The sequence below is a fragment of the Exercitatus varius genome (genome assembly GCF_029577735.1).
GTDB lineage: Bacteria > Pseudomonadota > Gammaproteobacteria > Enterobacterales > Pasteurellaceae > Exercitatus > Exercitatus varius.
The window spans coordinates 68,770-86,850 of record NZ_JARQTO010000004.1; the positions used below are offsets into that span (position 1 = coordinate 68,770).

Here is an 18,081-nt window from a genome sequence, read left to right on the forward strand (position 1 = left end):
ACAAAAAGCGGATATTGAAAAATCCCACAGATCACATCGTTCCGACGTTTAATCATTGAGCAGTTTTGGGTATAATTGCTCCAATTTTTTGCAAAGAGACAGAAGAATGATTCATTTTCAAAATGTCAGCAAGGCATATTTTGGGGGAAAGCCCGCCTTGCAGGGACTTACATTTCATTTGCCCGTAGGCAGTATGACGTATCTTACGGGGCATTCCGGCGCGGGGAAAAGTACATTATTGAAGCTCATCATGGGCATGGAACGCGCTAACGGCGGGCAAATTTGGTTTAACGGACATGATATAACCCGTCTTTCTCATTACGAATTACCTTTTTTACGCCGCCAAATCGGCATGGTTCATCAGGATTATCGACTATTGCCCGATCGTTCCGTGGCGGATAATGTTGCGTTGCCGCTAATTATCAGCGGAATGCACCCGAAAATTGCACGCGAGCGTGCGCTGTCCGCTTTGGATCGCGTCGGATTATACGATCGCGCCAATCATCAGCCCGTTCATTTGTCCGGCGGCGAACAGCAACGGGTGGACATCGCCCGCGCCGTGGTGCATAAGCCGCAATTATTGCTGGCGGACGAACCGACCGGCAATCTCGATAATGCGCTTTCCCTGGATTTGTTTAATCTGTTTGAAGATCTCAATCGTATGGGCATGACCGTGCTGATTGCCACGCACGATGTGGGCTTAATCAGTCAAAAACCGAAGCCTTGCCTTGTGCTGGAACAAGGCCGTTTGCGTTAAAATCGGAGAAATTTATTATGAGTTCAACACAAAAAGCTCCGTTTTGGGTGCAAATGAAATATGTTTTAGGCCACGTGTGGGCGGATTTGGTTAAGCGAAAATACGGCACGCTGTTAACTATTTTGGTGATCGCGGTGTCGTTAACCATCCCTACCGTCAGCTTTTTACTGTGGAAAAATACCCACAACGCTATTACCCAGTTTTCGCCGGACAGCGAATTAACGGTGTATTTGCACAAAAACCTCAATGAAGACGACGCCAACGGCGTGGTGGAAAAAATCCGCTCGCAGGCCGGCGTGGAAAGTCTGAATTACGTGTCCCGTCAGGAAAGTCTGAAGGATTTCCGAGCCTGGTCCGGTTTTGGCGAAGAATTGGATATTTTAGACGACAATCCGTTGCCGGCGGTGGTGATGATTAAACCGACGGCGGAATTCAAAGCCTCGGAAAAACGTCAGGAACTACGCGAAAATCTTGCTAAAATCAAAGGCGTGGAAGAAGTTCGCATGGATAACGATTGGCTGGAGAAACTCACGGCGATAACCTGGCTGATCGCGCATGTCGCCATTTTCTGCGCGGTGTTGATGACGCTGGCGGTATTTTTGGTTATCGGCAACAGTATCCGTTCCGATGTGTACAGCAGCCAGGCGAATATTCAGGTGATGAAATTATTGGGTGCAACGGATCAGTTTATTCTGCGTCCGTTCCTCTACACCGGCATTATTTACGGCTTTTTCGGCGCTTTTTTCGCCTGTTTTTTCAGCGCCTTACTCATCGGTTATTTCACCAGTGCGGTGAAATATGTGACGGATATTTTTGCCGTCACCTTTAATCTCGGCGGCCTGGGTTTCGGCGAAATGCTGTTTTTACTGGTGATTTGCTCCATCGTCGGTTACGCCTCGGCCTGGATTTCCGCCACTCGCCACATTCGTCTGCTGGATAAATAATTTAAGTGCGGTCAAAAATTCTTTCGTTTTTTTGACCGCACTTTTAGCCTTTCCGCCTTTGAAAATCCGCCGACTGCGGTTATACTTAAGCTCTCTTTTTATCATTAATCTATTGAGAACAACATGGAAGAATTTTTAACGCTGGCTACGCCTTTTATCAAAAATCACACCTTATTGGTTGTCGCCTGGGTCGCAATTTTTATTGCTTTTATTTATGTGAATTTCAAAGCCTTTACCAGCAAAGTGAAATTGGTGTCCAATGCCGAAGCGGTGGCGTTGATGAACAATCAAAACGCGGTGGTGATTGATTTGCGCACCATCGAAGAATTCAAACGCGGACACATTGTTAACAGCCAGGAATTCGTGCCTTCGGACATTAAAAATCACAATCTGGGCAAATTGGAACAACACAAAGACGTGCCGGTGATTTTAGTTTGTGCGAGCGGCGTAACGGCCCGCGCTTCGGGTGAAATTTTAGCCAAACAGGGCTTTAAACACGTTTATGCATTACAAGAAGGCATTGCAGGCTGGAATGCCGAAAATTTACCGTTAGTAAAATAAGGAATTCAATATGACAGATGAAAATCAGGCCACCCCGGCGGAACAAGCTCAAGAACCCGTATTGCAGATTCAACGAATTTATGTGAAGGATGTGTCATTTGAAGCGCCGAATCTGCCCGATATTTTTCAGCAGGAATGGAAACCGGATTTAAACTTTAATTTAGGCACGGAAGCCAAACAATTAGGCGAGAATTTATTCGAGGTGACATTAAACGTGTCGGTGGAAACCACGCTGGAAGACAGCGGCGATTCCGCTTTTCTGTGCGAAGTGAAACAGGCCGGCGTATTCACCATCAGCGGGTTAACCGATATTCAGTTAACACATGCGTTAACTTCGCAATGTCCGAACATGCTGTTTCCTTACGCCCGCGAATTAGTAGCGAGCCTGGTCAATCGTGGCACTTTCCCGCCGCTGAATTTAGCGCCGGTGAATTTCGATGCGCTTTTCCTCGAACACATGCGTCGTGTGGAAGAAGAATCCGCTACGGAAGAACAACCGACCATTAATTAATTCCGAATATCGGCAACGCTCACGTTCCCACGTGGGCTTTTCTTTAGGTGGAATCTATGGTGAGTCAAGCTCCGATCAGCATTCTGGGCGCCGGTTCTTACGGCACGGCGCTGGCAATCAGTTTTTCCCGGAACGGCTATCCCACCATATTGTGGGGACATAACCGGGCGGAATGTCAGCAGTTGCGTGAAGAACGGCAAAATCGCCGGTTTTTACCGGATATTGCGTTTCCCGAATCCTTAGTGATTGAGGCAGATCTGGAAAGTGCGGTCAAAAAATCGAAAGATTTATTGGTGGTGGTGCCCAGTCATGCTTTCGGTGAGGTGATTAAACGGATTAAACCGTTTTTGCGTCCCGACAGTCGTATCGCTTGGGCAACCAAGGGCTTGGAGCGGGACAGCGGGCGCTTGCTGCAATCCGTAGTGGAAGAGGAACTGGGGAAGGCGCATCCGTTGGCCGTGTTGTCCGGTCCGACCTTTGCCAGGGAGTTAGCCGCCGGCATGCCGACGGCGATTGCTTTGGCGGCAAATGACGAACGCTTTGCCCGGGAATTTCAGGCGCGCATCCATTGCAGCAAGCATTTCCGGGTGTATCTCAATCGGGATATGATTGGCGTACAGCTGGGCGGAGCGATTAAAAACGTGATCGCCATTGCGGCGGGAATGGCGGACGGTTTGGGATTCGGCGCCAACGCGCGCACCGCCCTGATTACCCGCGGGCTGGTGGAAATTACCCGTTTGGGCGTATCATTGGGAGCAAATCCGAAAACCTTCACCGGCATGTCTGGCTTAGGGGATTTGGTGCTGACTTGTACCGATAACCAATCGCGCAATCGACGTTTTGGTATGATGCTGGGACAGGGAATTTCCGCGCAGGCGGCGATGGAACAAATCGGGCAGGTGGTGGAAGGCTTTTACAACACCAAAGAAGCCATGGCGTTGGCGCAGCGCCAGGGCGTGGAAATGCCGATTACGGAACAGATTTATGCGGCCTTGTTCCACGGTAAAAATCCGCAGGAAATGGCGACCACACTTTTACAGCGCGAACGTAAAGACGAATATTGAGGAACCGAGATGGCAATTAAAGTTTGGAAACAAATCCGGGAAGAAGCCCAATGTCTGGTGGATAAGGAACCTATGCTGGCGAGTTTTTTCCATTCGACCATTCTAAAACACAAACATTTGGGCGGTGCGCTGAGTTATATTCTGGCCAATAAACTGGCGACGGCAACCATGCCCGCCATTACCCTGCGTGAGATTATTGAAGACGCTTATGCGGCGAAACCCAGCATTATCGAAAGCGCCGCCTGCGATATTACCGCGGTGCGCCAGCGCGATCCGGCGGTGGATTTATGGTCTACGCCGTTACTGTATCTGAAAGGCTTTCACGCGTTACAAAGTTATCGCATTACCCATTATTTGTGGCAGGAAAACCGCCGTTCACTGGCGATTTATCTGCAAAATCAGATTTCCGTAGCGTTTGATGTGGATATTCATCCGGCGGCGCGTATCGGGTGCGGCATTATGTTTGACCACGCCACCGGTATTGTGGTGGGGGAAACGGCGGTGATTGAAAACGACGTTTCCATTTTGCAGGGCGTCACATTAGGCGGCACTGGTAAAGAAACGGGCGATCGTCATCCGAAAATTCGCGAAGGCGTGATGATCGGCGCCGGTGCGAAAATTCTGGGCAATATTGAAGTGGGCAAATACGCCAAAATCGGCGCCAATTCCGTGGTATTACAGCCGATTCCCGAACATGCTACGGCAGCCGGCGTACCGGCACGGATTATCAGTAAAGATCACGATTCCAAACCGGCGTTTGAAATGAATCAATACTTCATTGATGACGCCGCAATGCTGAATATTTAGGCATAATCATTTTATTTTGTCGGAGCGGGTTAACCCGCTCTTCTTATTTGTGTGGTAAAATGCTCCCGTTTTTTGAGGAGAAAAAGCGTGACATTAGCAGATTACGTTGAGATCTTACAGGCGGAACATCGCATGGAACGGGTTTATCCCTTTGAATTCGAAGGGAAGTCTTACTGGCTGAAACAACCCGAGCATCCCCACGGCATTCAGCGTTTGCTCAAACCCTTTTCCCGGGCGGCGTTTCGACGGGAAATTCAACGGATAAAATGGCTGATCCTGCATAAAGCGCCGATTCCGCCGGTAAAAATCATCAATTCCCATTGTTTGGTGATGGAAGATGCGGGGCACAATGTGCGCTTCTGGCTGGAAAGCGATATTACGGCCGCACAAAAACAGCGGATTCTGGACGATTGCGCCAAAGCCCTGGCGGATTTGCATGAACACGGCATTGTTCACGGACGCCCTTTGCTGAAAGATATTTTGTGGCAGGACGGCAAAGTTTCCTTTATTGATTTCGAAGCGGTTTCCCATTCCCATAAGCTGATATGGCAGAAAATGCGTGACGCCTTATTGTTTATTTACGGGGTGTGCCGGGAAAAAACCACGCCCGCGCAGATTCAACGCACCATTGACACCTTTGTCTGTTACGAAGACAGCCGCGTGTGGCATTACGCTTTGGCTTTGGTGAAAAAATATCGTTTTTTGTATTACCTCTTGCTGCCGTTTAAACCTTTGGCGAAAACGGATTTGCTCGCTTTTTACGTATTATTTGAAACTTTGCTGACGAAGTTTCTGTAACCAAAATCGGCGCAATACGAAAAGTGCGGTCAAAAATTCTCTCGTTTTTTTATTTGCCATTCCCGGAAGGATTCCTCTCAAAGCGTTGGCAAACGAAGTGCAAAAAACGATGATTTTTTTGACCGCACTTTTATGTACGAATTAAATAATACGCGAGAATTGTTGTCTGCGCGCCTGCTGACGCGAATAGGCGTCAAAGCACAGACAAATGTTGCGGATCAGCAAACGGCCTTTCGGCGAGACGATGATTCCGTGCGGTTTAATGTCCAGCAGGCCGTCTTCCGCCAGCGGTTTCAGTAGCGCCAAATCTTCGGCAAAATGTGTAGTAAAATCAATATGATATTGCCGTTCGACGGCGGCGTAATCCAATTTGAAGTTACAGATTAAAGCCTTAATTACATCCCGACGCAGGCAGTCTTCTTCCGTTAAAGCGAGCCCTTTGTGCAGCGCAATGCCTTTTTCGTCCACATCGGCATAATATTGTTTTAATTCTTTTTGATTTTGCGCATAGCTGTCGCCCAACAGGCTGATGGCGGAGACGCCCAACCCCAGTAAATCGCATTCTTCCTGTGTGGTGTAACCTTGGAAGTTGCGATGCAGAACGCCGTTTTGTTGCGCGATGGCCAGTTCATCGTCCGGTTTGGCAAAGTGATCCATGCCGATAAATTTATAGCCGGCGGCACCTAAGGTTTCGATGGTGTTTTGTAAAATGCTCAGTTTGGTTTCCGGCGACGGCAAATCTTTGTCTTTGATTTTTACTTGGCCGGCGAAACGGCTTGGTAAATGGGCGTAGTTGAACACGCTCAGGCGATCAGGATTCAGCTCGATGACTTTTTGTAAAGTGAACATAAAACTTTCCACTGTTTGGAACGGCAAGCCGTAAATGAGATCCAGATTGGTGGATTGGAAGCCCAGTTCGCGCGCACGAATCAGTAAAGCGCGGATAAAATCTTCGTCCTGCTCGCGGTTGACGGCTTTTTGCACTTCTTTATTGAAGTCCTGCACGCCCATACTGATGCGGTTGAAACCGATGCGACGTAAGTGATCCAACATGGATAATTCGATTTCGCGCGGGTCCATTTCAATGGAAATTTCGGCGTCGTCGGCAATGGTGAAATGGGTTTTTAGCATGTTCATCAGGCGGGCGGATTGGGTTTCGCTCAAATAAGTCGGCGTGCCGCCGCCCCAATGGATTTGGGTTGCCGTCCGGTTTTTGAATAAAGGCGCGCGGTTGCTGATTTCTTTTTCGAGAAAATCCAGATAAATATCCGCTTTATGCCGGTGGCGGGTAATCACCTTGTTGCAGCCGCAGAAATAGCAGAGTTTATGACAGAACGGAATATGCACGTAAAGGGATAACGGCCGCTCGGGATAACGCGCCGCCGCCGTTTCGAAATCTTGTTCGCTGTAATTTTCATTAAATTCCAGCGCGGTTGGATAACTCGTATAACGAGGCCCGGATTGATTGTATTTTTGAATCAGGGCGAGATCGAAAGTAATATCAGTCATATCGTCAGATTAAATGTTAGGGTTGTCGAGTAGATAATCGTTGTCAAAAAGCGGCGTGGAGAAATCTTATTGTAATTCGTTTAACAAGGCTTTCGCTTCGGCTTTAATCGCTTCTTCCAGCTCGATTTCTTTGGTTTCTCGTTCGAGATCCAACTTCATACGCTCATTTTTCTTCAGCAATTTGCGATCTTCATGGGTCGGCATATCGCGCACCGTTTCGTAAAGCCGCCACATGGCGTCATATTCCGATAAGGTTTTCTGTCCAAAAGGCTCCAACAGCATTTTCAATCGAATCACGCCTTCCGAATGATTGCATTCACCCGCATGCATTGCGCGGGCAATAATCCGAATGCTTTCTTTTAAGCGCGCCGAGCGCGCCAGTCTGGCCTGTTCGTAAAGCCGTTTTTGTTTGCGTAATTGGGCGAAAAGATAAAGGGTATATCCCACCATAGCCAGTAAAATTGCAACGCCGATTAGCAATAAAACGCCGGTCATCATCATTAACGGAATTGGTTAATATTGATTTTCTCGAAGGTGCGAAGCAAATCGTCTTCGCCTTCCTCTTCATCGCTAATGCCCAATTCGTCCATTAATTGCGCAATGCGATCCAGACATTCGTCAACAAAAGCCTGATCCGCTTTAGTGAGAACCTTTCCGGCATCCAGTTGATCCAACAAATTGTTCAGACATTCGTTATTTTCAAGCTGTTCCAGCTCTGACATCGGATCAAGTGCGGGCGATTTTTCGTTCGTTTTTTCCGCTTGAATGAACTGACCTTTTTCCGGCTTGTTCACGAATTCCACCATCAACGGCACTTTTTTACGGCTGCCGATGCGCGGATCTTTCACCTCGATTTGCGAACTTTTATCGGTATTTGCGGCGGCACTGTGGCGCGAACCGGAATTCAGGCCTTTATGCTTGCGTTTACGTTTTTCCTCGCGCGCTTTGGCATCCAATTCATAACGGGTTAATTTCTTGCCGGGACGCGTTTTTACCGCACCGATTTCAGGTTTTTTATCGGTTTTGCGGGTCGGCATAATGTCGGTTAAACGACGGGATTTTTTCTGTCTGGACATGATTTTTTCAGCTAAATTAAATTTCCCGCGATTGTATCACAAAACCGCAATGCTTGTTAGAATACTGTTAAATCTATTTTAATGAGGAAATTCCCGATGAAAACCTTAAAACCCGGCGAAAACGCCCCGCACTTTACCTTGCCTAATCAGCACAACGAACCTGTTTCGTTAACCGATTTCCGGGGCAAAAAAGTGTTGATTTATTTCTACCCGAAAGCGCTCACGCCGGGCTGCACCGTTCAGGCCTGCGGGCTTCGCGACGCCAAGGCGGAGCTGGATAAATTAGGCGTTGTAATTCTGGGTATCAGCCCGGATTCTCCGAAGAAACTCGCTCAGTTTGAAGAAAAGAAAGCGTTGAATTTCACTTTGTTATCCGATGAAGACCACCGAGTCGCCGATCAATTCGGCGTTTGGGGCGAAAAGAAATTTATGGGAAAAACTTACGACGGCATCCACCGTATCAGCTTTTTGATTGACGAAAACGGCGTCATCGAACAGGTTTTCACCAAATTCAAAACCGGCGAACATCATCAGGTGGTGTTGGATTATTTGACTAAAAAATAATGGAAAATTTGACCGCACTTTTGAAAGTGCGGTCGATTTTTGAAGAGTTTTAGCGGAAAGTTTTTTACCACTAATTGACGAAATTCCGCGGCACTCCGGATTTGGTCTAATGCCATTAACTGACAGCCTACGTTACCCAGAACGGAAGCTTCTATAGGACCGGCAAAGACATCCATACCACAAAGATCGGCGCAAAGTTGGTTTAAAAATTCGTTTTGGCTGCCACCGCCTACGATGTGTAATGCGCTGATTTGTTTGCCTTGTAATTCGGCAAGTTCTAACGCCGTTTTGCGGTATAACATCGCCAGACTGTCGAAAATACAGCGTGCAAGTTGAGCCGTGGTTTTGGGCACGGTTTGATTGTGTTCACGGCAATATTGTTGAATAGCCTCCACCATAGACGGCGGATTTAAGAAGCACTCTGCATTAGGGTTGATAAGACTTTGGAATGCGGGTTCGGCTTCGGCTTGTTTGACCAAAGCCGGAATATCCGTGATATTGCGTTCGGTGCACAGGCGATTGAATAACCATAAGCCCATAATATTTTTTAGAACTCGATAATGTCCGTCTATGCCGCCTTCATTAGTGATATTTGAGTTCATCACCGTATCGTTAGTACAAGGCGTTGTGGTATCCAAACCCATTAATGACCAGGTGCCGGAACAGAGATATGCGGCATTTTCATCAGAAAGTGGCGCAGAAATGACCGCACTTGCGGTATCGTGGCTGGCAACCGACATGACAGGAATCCGGTTATTCCATAAGCCGACTTGGTGGCCCGGGTGGCAAATGCGTCCGAACCAGCTTGCCGGTAAGCCAAGATAATCTAAAAGTGCGGTATCCCAGTTATCTGTATTTACATTTACCAGTTGTGTGGTGGTGGCATTGGTGTATTCTCGATTAATCACGCCGGTTAAGCGATAATTCAGATAATCGGGAATCATCACAAAATCTTTAACCAGGGAAAGCCATTGCGGATTTTCATCTACCATTGCCTTGAGTTGATAAAGAGTATTGAAAGTTAAGAACTGAATACCTGTTTTACGATAAATGATTTCTTTACCTAATTCGGATTGCACTTTTTGCATTACCCCATCAGTACGGTGATCTCGATAAGCATAAGTCGGCGCAACTACTTCACCGTTTTTATCCAGCAAAACATAATCCACTCCCCAAGTGTCGATTCCGATACTGTGAAGAGGTTTCCCACTGTCTAGAATTTTGCGTAATCCGGTGACAATTTCTTTTTCTAAGGCAAGGAGATCCCAACAGTCATGCCCGTTTTGAGAGATAAATTGATTTTTAAAGCGATGAATTTCTTCCAGTGAAATTGCCTGATTATCAATATGATAAGTGGAAAGCATGATACGACCGCTTGATGCGCCGAGATCGACGGCAGCAATATTGAGAATACTCATAACTTTGTGCTCCAACTCATTTAAGTTGATTGCAGTCTAAGTCTACGGATCGATTAGGGCATTAAATCATCTGCCAAATTTGAGGCAAATATGGCAAAAATTTAAAAGTGCATGTGATCTGATTCACAGAATTGAGAATTAGTTGTAATTAAGAGAAGATTGAACGGATTTTCGGAAAGCACATTATTTTTATTATGATATTCTACCGCCGAGCTTCTTAAGATGGTGGGGAGGATGACATGATTGAAAAATTATCCTTTAAAGATTTTTTTAAATCGGGTCAACAACAATTTGCAATTGAACCGAGAGTACCTCAATCCGATTTTCCGGAACATACTCACGATTTTAGCGAATTAGTTATCGTGACGGAAGGTCGCGGACGCCATATTCTCAATGGTTATCCTCATGATCTATACCAAGGAATGGTGCTTTATATTGAGGCTAGCGACCACCATTTATATGAAAATGTCGATAACCTTTGTCTGACCAATATTTTATTGAAAGATTACAATGATTTTAAATTTATCCGCAACTTAGACACTCTGCTGAAAAATTTAAAACCGGATTGTGCTGATTACAAAATCATCAATCGGGATACGCTCGGTTTGATCAATGAAAATATCACATTGCTCATGCATAGTCAGAATTTCAAAGTAAAAGATTCGTCCGCTATGGTAGAAACAGCGTTACAAAAAGAATTTTCCTTTTTCCAATTGGTAATGTTATTACAAAATCATTATGTAGATGGACAAATGGTAGGTTCAATGGAAGCAAAAGGACGGCAAATTATCAATTGGTTGAATTTCCATTTTTTGGAAGAAATTAGTTGGGATAAGTTGGCGGAAAAATTCAATTTATCCATAAGAACGCTCTATCGTTATGTAAAAGTGCAAACCGGTTTAACGCCTCAGGCTTACGTGTCTAAATTACGTTTGTCCAATGCCTATTATCAACTCCGTTATACCGAAAAGCCTATTACCGATATTGCACTGGATTGCGGATTTAATGACGGCAGTTATTTTTCGACTTGTTTTAAACATGAATTTGGTATTTCTCCTAAGACCCTTAGAGGGTAAAAAACAAGCGTTAAAAAGACCGCACTTGATTGCTAAAAGTGATCTGCCCCCAAAACCTAGACACTTAATTTGAGGTGCAGAATATGACTTACTCTTATCGATTTCGTTTAAAGGTCGTTAAACTGGTTACGGAGCGGGATTTTAGTCTTCGCGAAACGGCAAAACGTCACGCTATTCGCATTCCGTGGTCGTCACCTGGCTGAAAGCCTTTCGCGAAAGCGGGCTAAATGGAGTAAAATCGCTTGGTACTCGACCCGAATAAACCCGCAAAAATCCAGGGGAACAACATGAAAAAACTGCCGAATTACAGGCCGGCATTGAAGAATATTTGGCGTATTACAATCAAAAACGGATTAAACCGAATTTAAAAGACCTGAGCTCTGCACAATACAGAGCGCAGTATTTGACTAACCCGTCCAACTTTTGGGGGGCGGCTCATTTTTTATTACCCACCATACATCCGTACGGCATAATGGGCTAAATTGTATGCAATGCCCCACATCACCGCGCCGATTATGCCGTCCAGCACGCGCCAGGTGGCGGGGCGTTTAAATAACGGAATCAGCAGCCGGGCGCCGTAACCTAAACTGAAAAACCATAACGCCGACGTCGTCAACGCGCCTAACAGAAAAAACAGCTTTTTATCCGCCGGAATGGTGCCGGCAATCCCGCCGATAATAGCGAAGCAATCAAGATAAACATGAGGATTCAGCAGCGTGATTGCCAGAGTTGTCAACACCGCTTTCAGGGAGGAAGATTGCCCGCCGTTTTCGGCGTTCAAATCCAACGCGGCATTGCCGACATAAGCCGAACGAAAGGCGCGCAAACCGTACACAAAAAGGAACACTGCGCCCACAATCGCCAGTGCCACTGTGGCGACCGCGCTTTCGCTGATAAGCGAACCCAAACCCAACACGCCCAGGGAAATCAGCACAAAATCGCAGACAAAACAGGTCAGAATCACCGCCAGAATATTGCGCTTCAGTAAGCCCTGCTTCAAAACAAAAGCATTTTGCGCACCGATCGCGATAATCAAGCCGCCGCATACTAAAAATCCCTGAATAAAAAACGTCATTTTGTTCCCCGTGAATGATGTACTAAAAAACTCGGTAAAATTATACCGCACTTTTGCCGCCTTTCTCTTTAAATTTATAGCCATTAAGTAGTACACTAGGACTGCTTTTGTCAACCCAAAGGGGAACCGTATGAAACCTTATTTAATTGCACCGTCGATTCTTTCCGCCGATTTGGCGCGCCTTGGCGAAGACGTGGAAAACGTGCTCAAGTGCGGTGCGGATTTGATTCATTTTGACGTGATGGACAATCATTACGTGCCGAACCTGACTTTCGGTGCGCCGGTATGCAAAGCCCTGCGCGAATACGGCATTACCGCGCCGATTGACGTGCATTTAATGGCGACGCCGGTGGATTCGCTGGTGCAGGATTTCGCCAAAGCGGGCGCCACCTCCATAACCTTTCACGGCGAAGCCAGTCTGCACATTGACCGAACGCTACAACTGATTCGCGATAACGGCTGTCAGGCCGGGCTGGTGTTTAATCCCGCCACGCCGTTGAGTTATCTGGATTACGTGATGGACAAATTGGACATGATTTTATTGATGTCGGTCAATCCGGGATTCGGCGGGCAATCTTTCATTTCGGCGACACTCGATAAACTGCGGCAAGTGCGTCAGCGTATCGACGATAGCAGTTTTGACATTCGTTTGGAAGTGGACGGCGGCGTGAAAATCAATAATATTGCGCAAATCGCCGCCGCCGGCGCCGATATGTTCGTGGCGGGATCAGCGATTTTCGACGCACCGGACTACAAAAAAGTTATCGACGACATGCGGGCCGAATTAGCGAAAGTACAAAAATAACATAGGAAGAAAAATGGCATCTCAATTCAAATTAATCGGATTCGATTTAGACGGTACGTTGGTCAACAGCCTGCCCGATCTCGCGTTATCGGTGAACTCGGCTTTGGCTGAATTTAATTTACCTCAGGCTCCGGAATCGTTAGTGTTAACCTGGATCGGTAACGGTGCCGACGTGTTAATCAGCCGCGGCGTAGAATGGGCGAGCGAGCAATCCGGCAAAACTCTCGACGAAGCGGAGATCAAACAACTTAAAGCGCGTTTTAACCATTTCTACGGCGAAAATCTGTGTAACGTGAGCCGTTTGTTTCCGAACGTGAAGGAAACCCTGGAAAAACTGAAAGCTCAGGGATTCGTTCTTGCCGTTGTCACCAATAAGCCGACTCAGCACGTTCAACCGGTACTGAAAGCTTTCGGCATAGACCATCTGTTCAGTGAAACGCTGGGCGGTCAATCTTTACCGGCAATTAAACCGCATCCGGGCCCGATTTACTATTTATGCGGAAAATTCGGTTTCTACCCGCGCCAGGTCTTGTTCGTAGGTGATTCCCGTAACGATATTCTCGCCGCCCACGCCGCGGGCTGTCCCGCCGTCGGAATGACTTACGGCTATAACTACAATGTTCCCATTGCGGAAAGTAAACCGGACTGGGTGTTTGACGATTTTGCAGAAATCCTGAATATCGTGTAAAGTGCGGTCGAAATTTTATCAGTTTTTTGGATTAAGGAATAAACATGACAAAACCAGTTGTACTTAGCGGTGTGCAGCCGTCGGGCGAATTGACTATCGGCAATTACCTCGGCGCCCTGCGTCAATGGGTGAAAATGCAGGATGATTACGAATGCCTGTTCTGTATCGTGGATTTACACGCCATCACTGTGCGCCAGGACCCGGCGGCATTACGTAAAGCGACGTTAGACGTTCTGGCGTTATATTTGGCTTGCGGAATCGATCCGGAAAAAAGCACGATTTTTATTCAATCTCATGTGCCGGAACATACGCAACTTGCCTGGATTCTGAACTGTTACACCTATTTCGGCGAAATGGGCCGCATGACTCAGTTCAAAGATAAATCGGCGAAACACACGGATAACATCAACGTGGGATTATTCACTTATCCGGTCTTGATGGCGGCGGATATTCTGCTGTATCAGGCAAATCAGGTGCCGGTGGGCGAAGACCAGCGTCAGCATCTTGAAATCACCCGCGATATTGCTCAACGGTTTAACGCGTTATACGGCGAAAACCGGTTTGTGGTGCCGGAAGCCTTTATTCCTAAAGCCGGTGCGCGCATTATGGCGCTGCAGGAACCGACGAAAAAAATGTCAAAATCCGACGATAATCGCAATAATGTGATTACGCTGTTGGAAGAGCCGAAATCCGTCGAGAAAAAAATTAAACGCGCTATGACCGACGGCGACGAACCGCCTGTCGTTCGTTATGACGTACAAAACAAAGCGGGCGTTTCAAATTTGCTGGAAATGCTTGCCGTCATGAGCGAAAAATCGATTCCCGAATTGGAAAAAGAATTTGAAGGCAAAATGTATGGCCACCTGAAAAGTGCGGTAGCGGAAGAAACAGTGAAAATGTTGACCGCACTTCAGGAGCGTTTCCATCATTACCGCAATGACGAAGCGTTATTAATGCGTATCGCCGCGGAAGGCGCACAAAAAGCCCGAGTCCGTGCGCAGAAAACCTTGAAAGCGGTTTATGACGCCGTAGGATTTGTCCCCGCCGCTTAGGCTTATTATCCGAATAAAACCCGTTGCTAACATAACAACGGGTTTTTTCAGGCTTAAAAATAGCGTAATGACGACGGAAAAATTAAAATATAAAAAGAAAAAGGCCGAGCGATAAAACACTCGGCCTTTATTTTTATATTTTATTCGATATTAGGCTTTCGGACCGGCAGAAACCAGTTTCGCCGCTTCCGGATTTTCCGTATATTTCACAAAGTTTTTCACGAAACGACCGGCCAAATCTTCCGCTTTTGCCTGCCATTGAGCTTTATCCGCATAAGTATCGCGCGGATCCAAAATAGCGGGATCAACGCCCGGTAACGCTTTAGGAATGGATAAATTGAAAATCGGTAATTGACCCATTTCCGCTTTTTCGATTGAACCGTCCAAGATTGCGTCAATGATACCGCGGGTATCTTTGATTGAAATACGTTTACCCGTGCCGTTCCAACCGGTATTCACCAAATAAGCTTCCGCACCGGATGCTTTCATACGTTCTACCAACACATTGGCGTATTGGATCGGATGCAAGCTTAAGAACGCCGCGCCGAAACAGGCTGAGAATGTCGGAGTCGGTTCGGTTACGCCGCGTTCCGTGCCCGCTAATTTCGCCGTAAATCCGGATAAGAAATAGTATTCGGTTTGTTCCGGCGTCAGTTTTGAAACCGGAGGCAATACGCCGAATGCGTCGGCGGTTAAGAAAATCACTTTAGTAGCGTGACCCGCTTTTGATACCGGACGCACAATGTTGTCGATGTGGTAAATCGGATATGAAACACGGGTGTTTTCCGTTTTTGAACCGTCGTCGAAGTCTACGGAACCGTCCGCGCGAACCACAACGTTTTCTAATAATGCGTCACGACGGATCGCACCGTAAATATCCGGTTCGTTTTCTTTAGACAAATTAATGGTTTTCGCATAGCAACCGCCTTCGAAGTTAAACACGCCGGATTCGTCCCAACCGTGTTCGTCGTCACCGATTAATTGGCGTTTAGGATCGGTTGAAAGCGTTGTTTTACCCGTACCGGATAAACCGAAGAAAATGGCGACGTCACCGTCTTTACCCACGTTAGCGGAACAGTGCATAGACGCTACGCCTTTCAGCGGCAGGAAGTAGTTCATCATAGAGAACATACCTTTTTTCATTTCGCCGCCGTACCAAGTACCGCCGATAAGTTGAATGCCTTCGCTAATATTGAACGCCACGAAGTTTTCACTGTTCAAACCCTGTTCTTTCCAGTTCGGATTGGTGCATTTTGCGCCGTTTAATACGGTGAAGCCCGGTTTGAAGTTTTTCAGCTCTTCTTCGGTCGGACGAATAAACATATTTTTCACAAAATGAGCCTGCCATGCCACTTCAGTCACGATGCGCACCGGAATACGGTGTTTTTCACTGGCGCCACAGAAGCCTTCCACCACGAATAAACGTTTACCGGAAAGTTGTTTTCCCACCAATTCTTTCAAGCTTTTCCAGGTTTCTTGCGTCATCGGTTTGTTATCGTTTTTCGCCGCTTCACTGTTCCACCAAACGGTGTTTTTTGTTTTTTCATCATAAACGATATATTTATCTTTCGGCGAACGACCGGTAAATACTCCCGTGTCAACGGCAACCGCGCCAAGCGTAGTTAACGTACCTTTATCGAAACCGTCCAAACCTGGTTTGGTTTCTTCCTCGAAAAGTTGTTCGTAACTCGGGTTATACACAATTTCTTTGACATCGGTAATACCTAAGTCATTCAGTTCTTTAACGAGTTTGTTTAAGTCAGTCATGCTTCACCTCTTGGTAATTAAAATTAAAATTCAAAGTGCAACCATTGTAGAACCATTTTTTTCTAAAAAATGTTAACTAGATCAAATTTTTGATAATTAGTTCTAATTCGAACGCACTTTTTTCATGATTTGTGAGCAACTTCAAATTTTTATGATGATAAATGAAAAAAACACGGTCGTTTTCACTCAAACAGACCGTGTTTTTCGCTATTGTTGCTGTATTCTCAGTTTATCGATAGCTTCCCGATTAAAGAAATAATGCGTACCGCAACATTCGCACTGCATATCGATACTGCCGTTGTGCTCCGCCAGAATCTCATTAATTTCTTCATCGGAAATCAATAATAAAGCAGCGCCCGAACGTTCCGCCGAACAACCGCAATGGAAAGTAACGGATTGCGGTTCATAAAGCTCGACATGCTCCTCATGATACAAGCGGTATAGCATTTCTTCCGCCGATAACCCAAAAATTTCTTCATTTTTTACCGTGAAAGTTAATGTCGCAAGGTGCGAAAAATCATCCGGCGACCCCGAGCCGTCCGGCATAATCTGTAGCAGCATTCCCGCCGCCACCGGTTCACCGTTAAATTCTCCGGTACGGATAATTAATTGAGTTTTTAGCTGCTCCGAACGCTCAAAATATTCTTCCAGACATTCCGTAATGGTCGGTTTATCCAACGCCACCACGCCTTGATAACGCTCGCCCTCTTCCGGCGTAATGGTAATCACCAACACGCCTTTACCAATCATTTGGTGCAATGTCATATCGTCGGTAATTTCGCCCTGCAGGCGAGCCAGAGCGCGAATTTGCTGGGTATCGGTACCGTTCACTAAAGCCAGTTTTAACGGACCGTCGCCTTGCACCTGCACGGTAATGTGTCCGTTAAATTTTAACGTCGCCGTTAACAAACTGGTCGCCACCATCATTTCCCCTAACAGATTTTGCACCGGCAGCGGATAATGATGGGTGTTCAGCGTTTCGGTAAAACTTTTATTCATGCGCACCCATTCACCGCGCACGGCACGGTTTTTGAAGAGGTAACGGTAGAGTTTGTCGTTGTCTTGTTGGTATGTCATTTGGTTTGTCGTTCCTAAAATTAATTGTTATTTCAATGGGATGCTTATCTTACTTTGATTCGGTAAAGAAAAAGTAAAACATCTATTCCTGATGTTTAAATCTCATCAAATCCCGGCGTTCTTTTTTATTCGGACGTCTGTCCGGATGCGGCATGGCGTTCATTTTTCGGGCCAACGCCATTTTTTCGCGCTTTTCGACGCTTTGTTCGGTTTCGCGGTATAGTAACTGCGCTTCCGGAGCGCCGCGGCGTTGGGCGGAAAGTGCAATCACTTCCACTTCTTTCTCGTCATTGCCCTGACGCAATGTGATCTTGGCGCCGATTTCCACCGCTTTGTTCGGTTTAGTGCGTTGCCCGTTGTAATGCACCTTGCCGCCGTCGATCATTTCTTTGCAAATGGTACGGGTTTTATAAAAACGCGCCGCCCACAACCATTTGTCCAAACGAACGTCGTCGCTTTCATTCGACACCTTTTTCTGCGTATTTTTTGCCATAATTTTCCCTTAACGCTGAATCAGGCTTATGGTATCGTT

At 46.5% G+C, this 18,081-nt stretch carries 20 protein-coding genes and 1 pseudogene; 13 read left to right on the forward strand and 8 right to left on the reverse strand.

The annotated features are described in order from the left end of the window. Positions 1-106 precede the first annotated feature (106 nt). The 7 genes from ftsE (at position 107) to P7M01_RS05370 (ending at position 5,442) form a co-directional block, all read left to right on the forward strand. Positions 107-757 carry a cell division ATP-binding protein FtsE gene (ftsE, locus tag P7M01_RS05340; RefSeq protein WP_202936525.1) on the forward strand — a complete coding sequence of 217 codons (651 nt, stop codon included), beginning with the start codon at positions 107-109 and terminating at the stop codon, positions 755-757. 17 nt (positions 758-774) lie between these two features. Then, positions 775-1,701, forward strand: a complete 927-nt coding sequence (gene ftsX, locus P7M01_RS05345) for a permease-like cell division protein FtsX (protein WP_202936526.1) — start codon at positions 775-777, stop codon at positions 1,699-1,701. Between the two features lie 123 nt (positions 1,702-1,824). Then, a complete protein-coding gene (locus P7M01_RS05350) occupies positions 1,825-2,262 on the forward strand; it encodes a rhodanese-like domain-containing protein (RefSeq protein ID WP_202936527.1) in 438 nt (145 codons plus the stop codon). Between the two features lie 10 nt (positions 2,263-2,272). Next, positions 2,273-2,773, forward strand: a complete 501-nt coding sequence (gene secB / locus P7M01_RS05355; RefSeq protein WP_317483364.1) for a protein-export chaperone SecB — start codon at positions 2,273-2,275, stop codon at positions 2,771-2,773. Between the two features lie 56 nt (positions 2,774-2,829). Next, a complete protein-coding gene (gene gpsA / locus P7M01_RS05360; protein ID WP_394853431.1) occupies positions 2,830-3,837 on the forward strand; it encodes an NAD(P)H-dependent glycerol-3-phosphate dehydrogenase in 1,008 nt (335 codons plus the stop codon). A 9-nt stretch (positions 3,838-3,846) separates the two neighbouring features. After that, positions 3,847-4,644, forward strand: coding sequence for a serine O-acetyltransferase (cysE, locus tag P7M01_RS05365; protein WP_202936530.1), 798 nt, complete (start codon positions 3,847-3,849; stop codon positions 4,642-4,644). A gap of 87 nt (positions 4,645-4,731) precedes the next feature. Continuing rightward, positions 4,732-5,442 carry an RIO1 family regulatory kinase/ATPase domain-containing protein gene (locus P7M01_RS05370; RefSeq protein ID WP_317483362.1) on the forward strand — a complete coding sequence of 237 codons (711 nt, stop codon included), beginning with the start codon at positions 4,732-4,734 and terminating at the stop codon, positions 5,440-5,442. Positions 5,443-5,583: 141 nt separating this feature from the next. Here the strand turns inward: P7M01_RS05370 and hemN are convergent, their stop codons facing one another. The 3 genes from hemN to yihI all read right to left on the reverse strand — a co-directional run bounded on the left by hemN (position 5,584) and on the right by yihI (position 8,027). Continuing rightward, positions 5,584-6,951 (reverse strand): oxygen-independent coproporphyrinogen III oxidase, encoded by a 1,368-nt coding sequence (hemN, locus tag P7M01_RS05375; RefSeq protein WP_317483361.1) that lies wholly within the window; start codon positions 6,949-6,951, stop codon positions 5,584-5,586. A 66-nt stretch (positions 6,952-7,017) separates the two neighbouring features. After that, positions 7,018-7,449, reverse strand: a complete 432-nt coding sequence (locus P7M01_RS05380; protein ID WP_317483392.1) for a DUF2489 domain-containing protein — start codon at positions 7,447-7,449, stop codon at positions 7,018-7,020. A 2-nt stretch (positions 7,450-7,451) separates the two neighbouring features. Then, positions 7,452-8,027 (reverse strand): Der GTPase-activating protein YihI, encoded by a 576-nt coding sequence (yihI, locus tag P7M01_RS05385; protein ID WP_317483360.1) that lies wholly within the window; start codon positions 8,025-8,027, stop codon positions 7,452-7,454. 96 nt (positions 8,028-8,123) lie between these two features. Between yihI and bcp the strand changes: the two genes are divergently transcribed. Then, positions 8,124-8,591, forward strand: a complete 468-nt coding sequence (gene bcp, locus P7M01_RS05390) for a thioredoxin-dependent thiol peroxidase (protein WP_202936534.1) — start codon at positions 8,124-8,126, stop codon at positions 8,589-8,591. Here the strand turns inward: bcp and rhaB are convergent. Further along, positions 8,573-10,009 (reverse strand): rhamnulokinase, encoded by a 1,437-nt coding sequence (gene rhaB, locus P7M01_RS05395; RefSeq protein WP_317483359.1) that lies wholly within the window; start codon positions 10,007-10,009, stop codon positions 8,573-8,575. The two genes, bcp and rhaB, sit on opposite strands and share 19 nt — an antisense overlap. A gap of 239 nt (positions 10,010-10,248) precedes the next feature. Between rhaB and rhaS the strand changes: the two genes are divergently transcribed. Together rhaS and P7M01_RS05410 are read left to right on the forward strand one after the other, a co-directional pair. Further along, on the forward strand, positions 10,249-11,085 hold the full coding sequence (rhaS, locus tag P7M01_RS05400) for an HTH-type transcriptional activator RhaS (protein ID WP_317483358.1): 837 nt from the start codon (positions 10,249-10,251) through the stop codon (positions 11,083-11,085). A gap of 292 nt (positions 11,086-11,377) precedes the next feature. Beyond that, a pseudogene (locus P7M01_RS05410) lies at positions 11,378-11,485 on the forward strand (IS3 family transposase); the annotation flags it as partial. Between the two features lie 45 nt (positions 11,486-11,530). Here the strand turns inward: P7M01_RS05410 and P7M01_RS05415 are convergent. Beyond that, complete coding sequence (locus P7M01_RS05415; RefSeq protein WP_317483357.1) at positions 11,531-12,160, reverse strand: LysE/ArgO family amino acid transporter; 630 nt, start codon at positions 12,158-12,160, stop codon at positions 11,531-11,533. 130 nt (positions 12,161-12,290) lie between these two features. On the opposite strand from P7M01_RS05415, the gene rpe reads away from it, so the two are divergent. Genes rpe through trpS form a run of 3 tightly spaced genes read left to right on the forward strand, consistent with a single transcriptional unit; the run spans position 12,291 to position 14,705 of the window. Beyond that, the gene (gene rpe, locus P7M01_RS05420) at positions 12,291-12,965 is read left to right on the forward strand and encodes a ribulose-phosphate 3-epimerase (protein WP_317483356.1); all 675 of its coding nucleotides are present in this window, start codon (positions 12,291-12,293) and stop codon (positions 12,963-12,965) included. Positions 12,966-12,978: 13 nt separating this feature from the next. Next, the gene (locus P7M01_RS05425) at positions 12,979-13,653 is read left to right on the forward strand and encodes a phosphoglycolate phosphatase (RefSeq protein ID WP_317477169.1); all 675 of its coding nucleotides are present in this window, start codon (positions 12,979-12,981) and stop codon (positions 13,651-13,653) included. A gap of 44 nt (positions 13,654-13,697) precedes the next feature. Then, on the forward strand, positions 13,698-14,705 hold the full coding sequence (trpS, locus tag P7M01_RS05430) for a tryptophan--tRNA ligase (protein WP_317483355.1): 1,008 nt from the start codon (positions 13,698-13,700) through the stop codon (positions 14,703-14,705). Between the two features lie 150 nt (positions 14,706-14,855). Here trpS and pckA read toward each other — a convergent pair whose 3' ends face one another. From pckA to hslR, 3 genes are all read right to left on the reverse strand, one after another. Next, a complete protein-coding gene (gene pckA / locus P7M01_RS05435) occupies positions 14,856-16,472 on the reverse strand; it encodes a phosphoenolpyruvate carboxykinase (ATP) (RefSeq protein ID WP_317483354.1) in 1,617 nt (538 codons plus the stop codon). Between the two features lie 207 nt (positions 16,473-16,679). Next, positions 16,680-17,549: an Hsp33 family molecular chaperone HslO gene (hslO, locus tag P7M01_RS05440; protein ID WP_317483353.1), complete on the reverse strand. Its 870-nt coding sequence runs from the start codon at positions 17,547-17,549 to the stop codon at positions 16,680-16,682. A gap of 82 nt (positions 17,550-17,631) precedes the next feature. After that, a complete protein-coding gene (gene hslR / locus P7M01_RS05445; RefSeq protein ID WP_317483352.1) occupies positions 17,632-18,042 on the reverse strand; it encodes a ribosome-associated heat shock protein Hsp15 in 411 nt (136 codons plus the stop codon). Between the last annotated feature and the right edge of the window lie 39 nt (positions 18,043-18,081).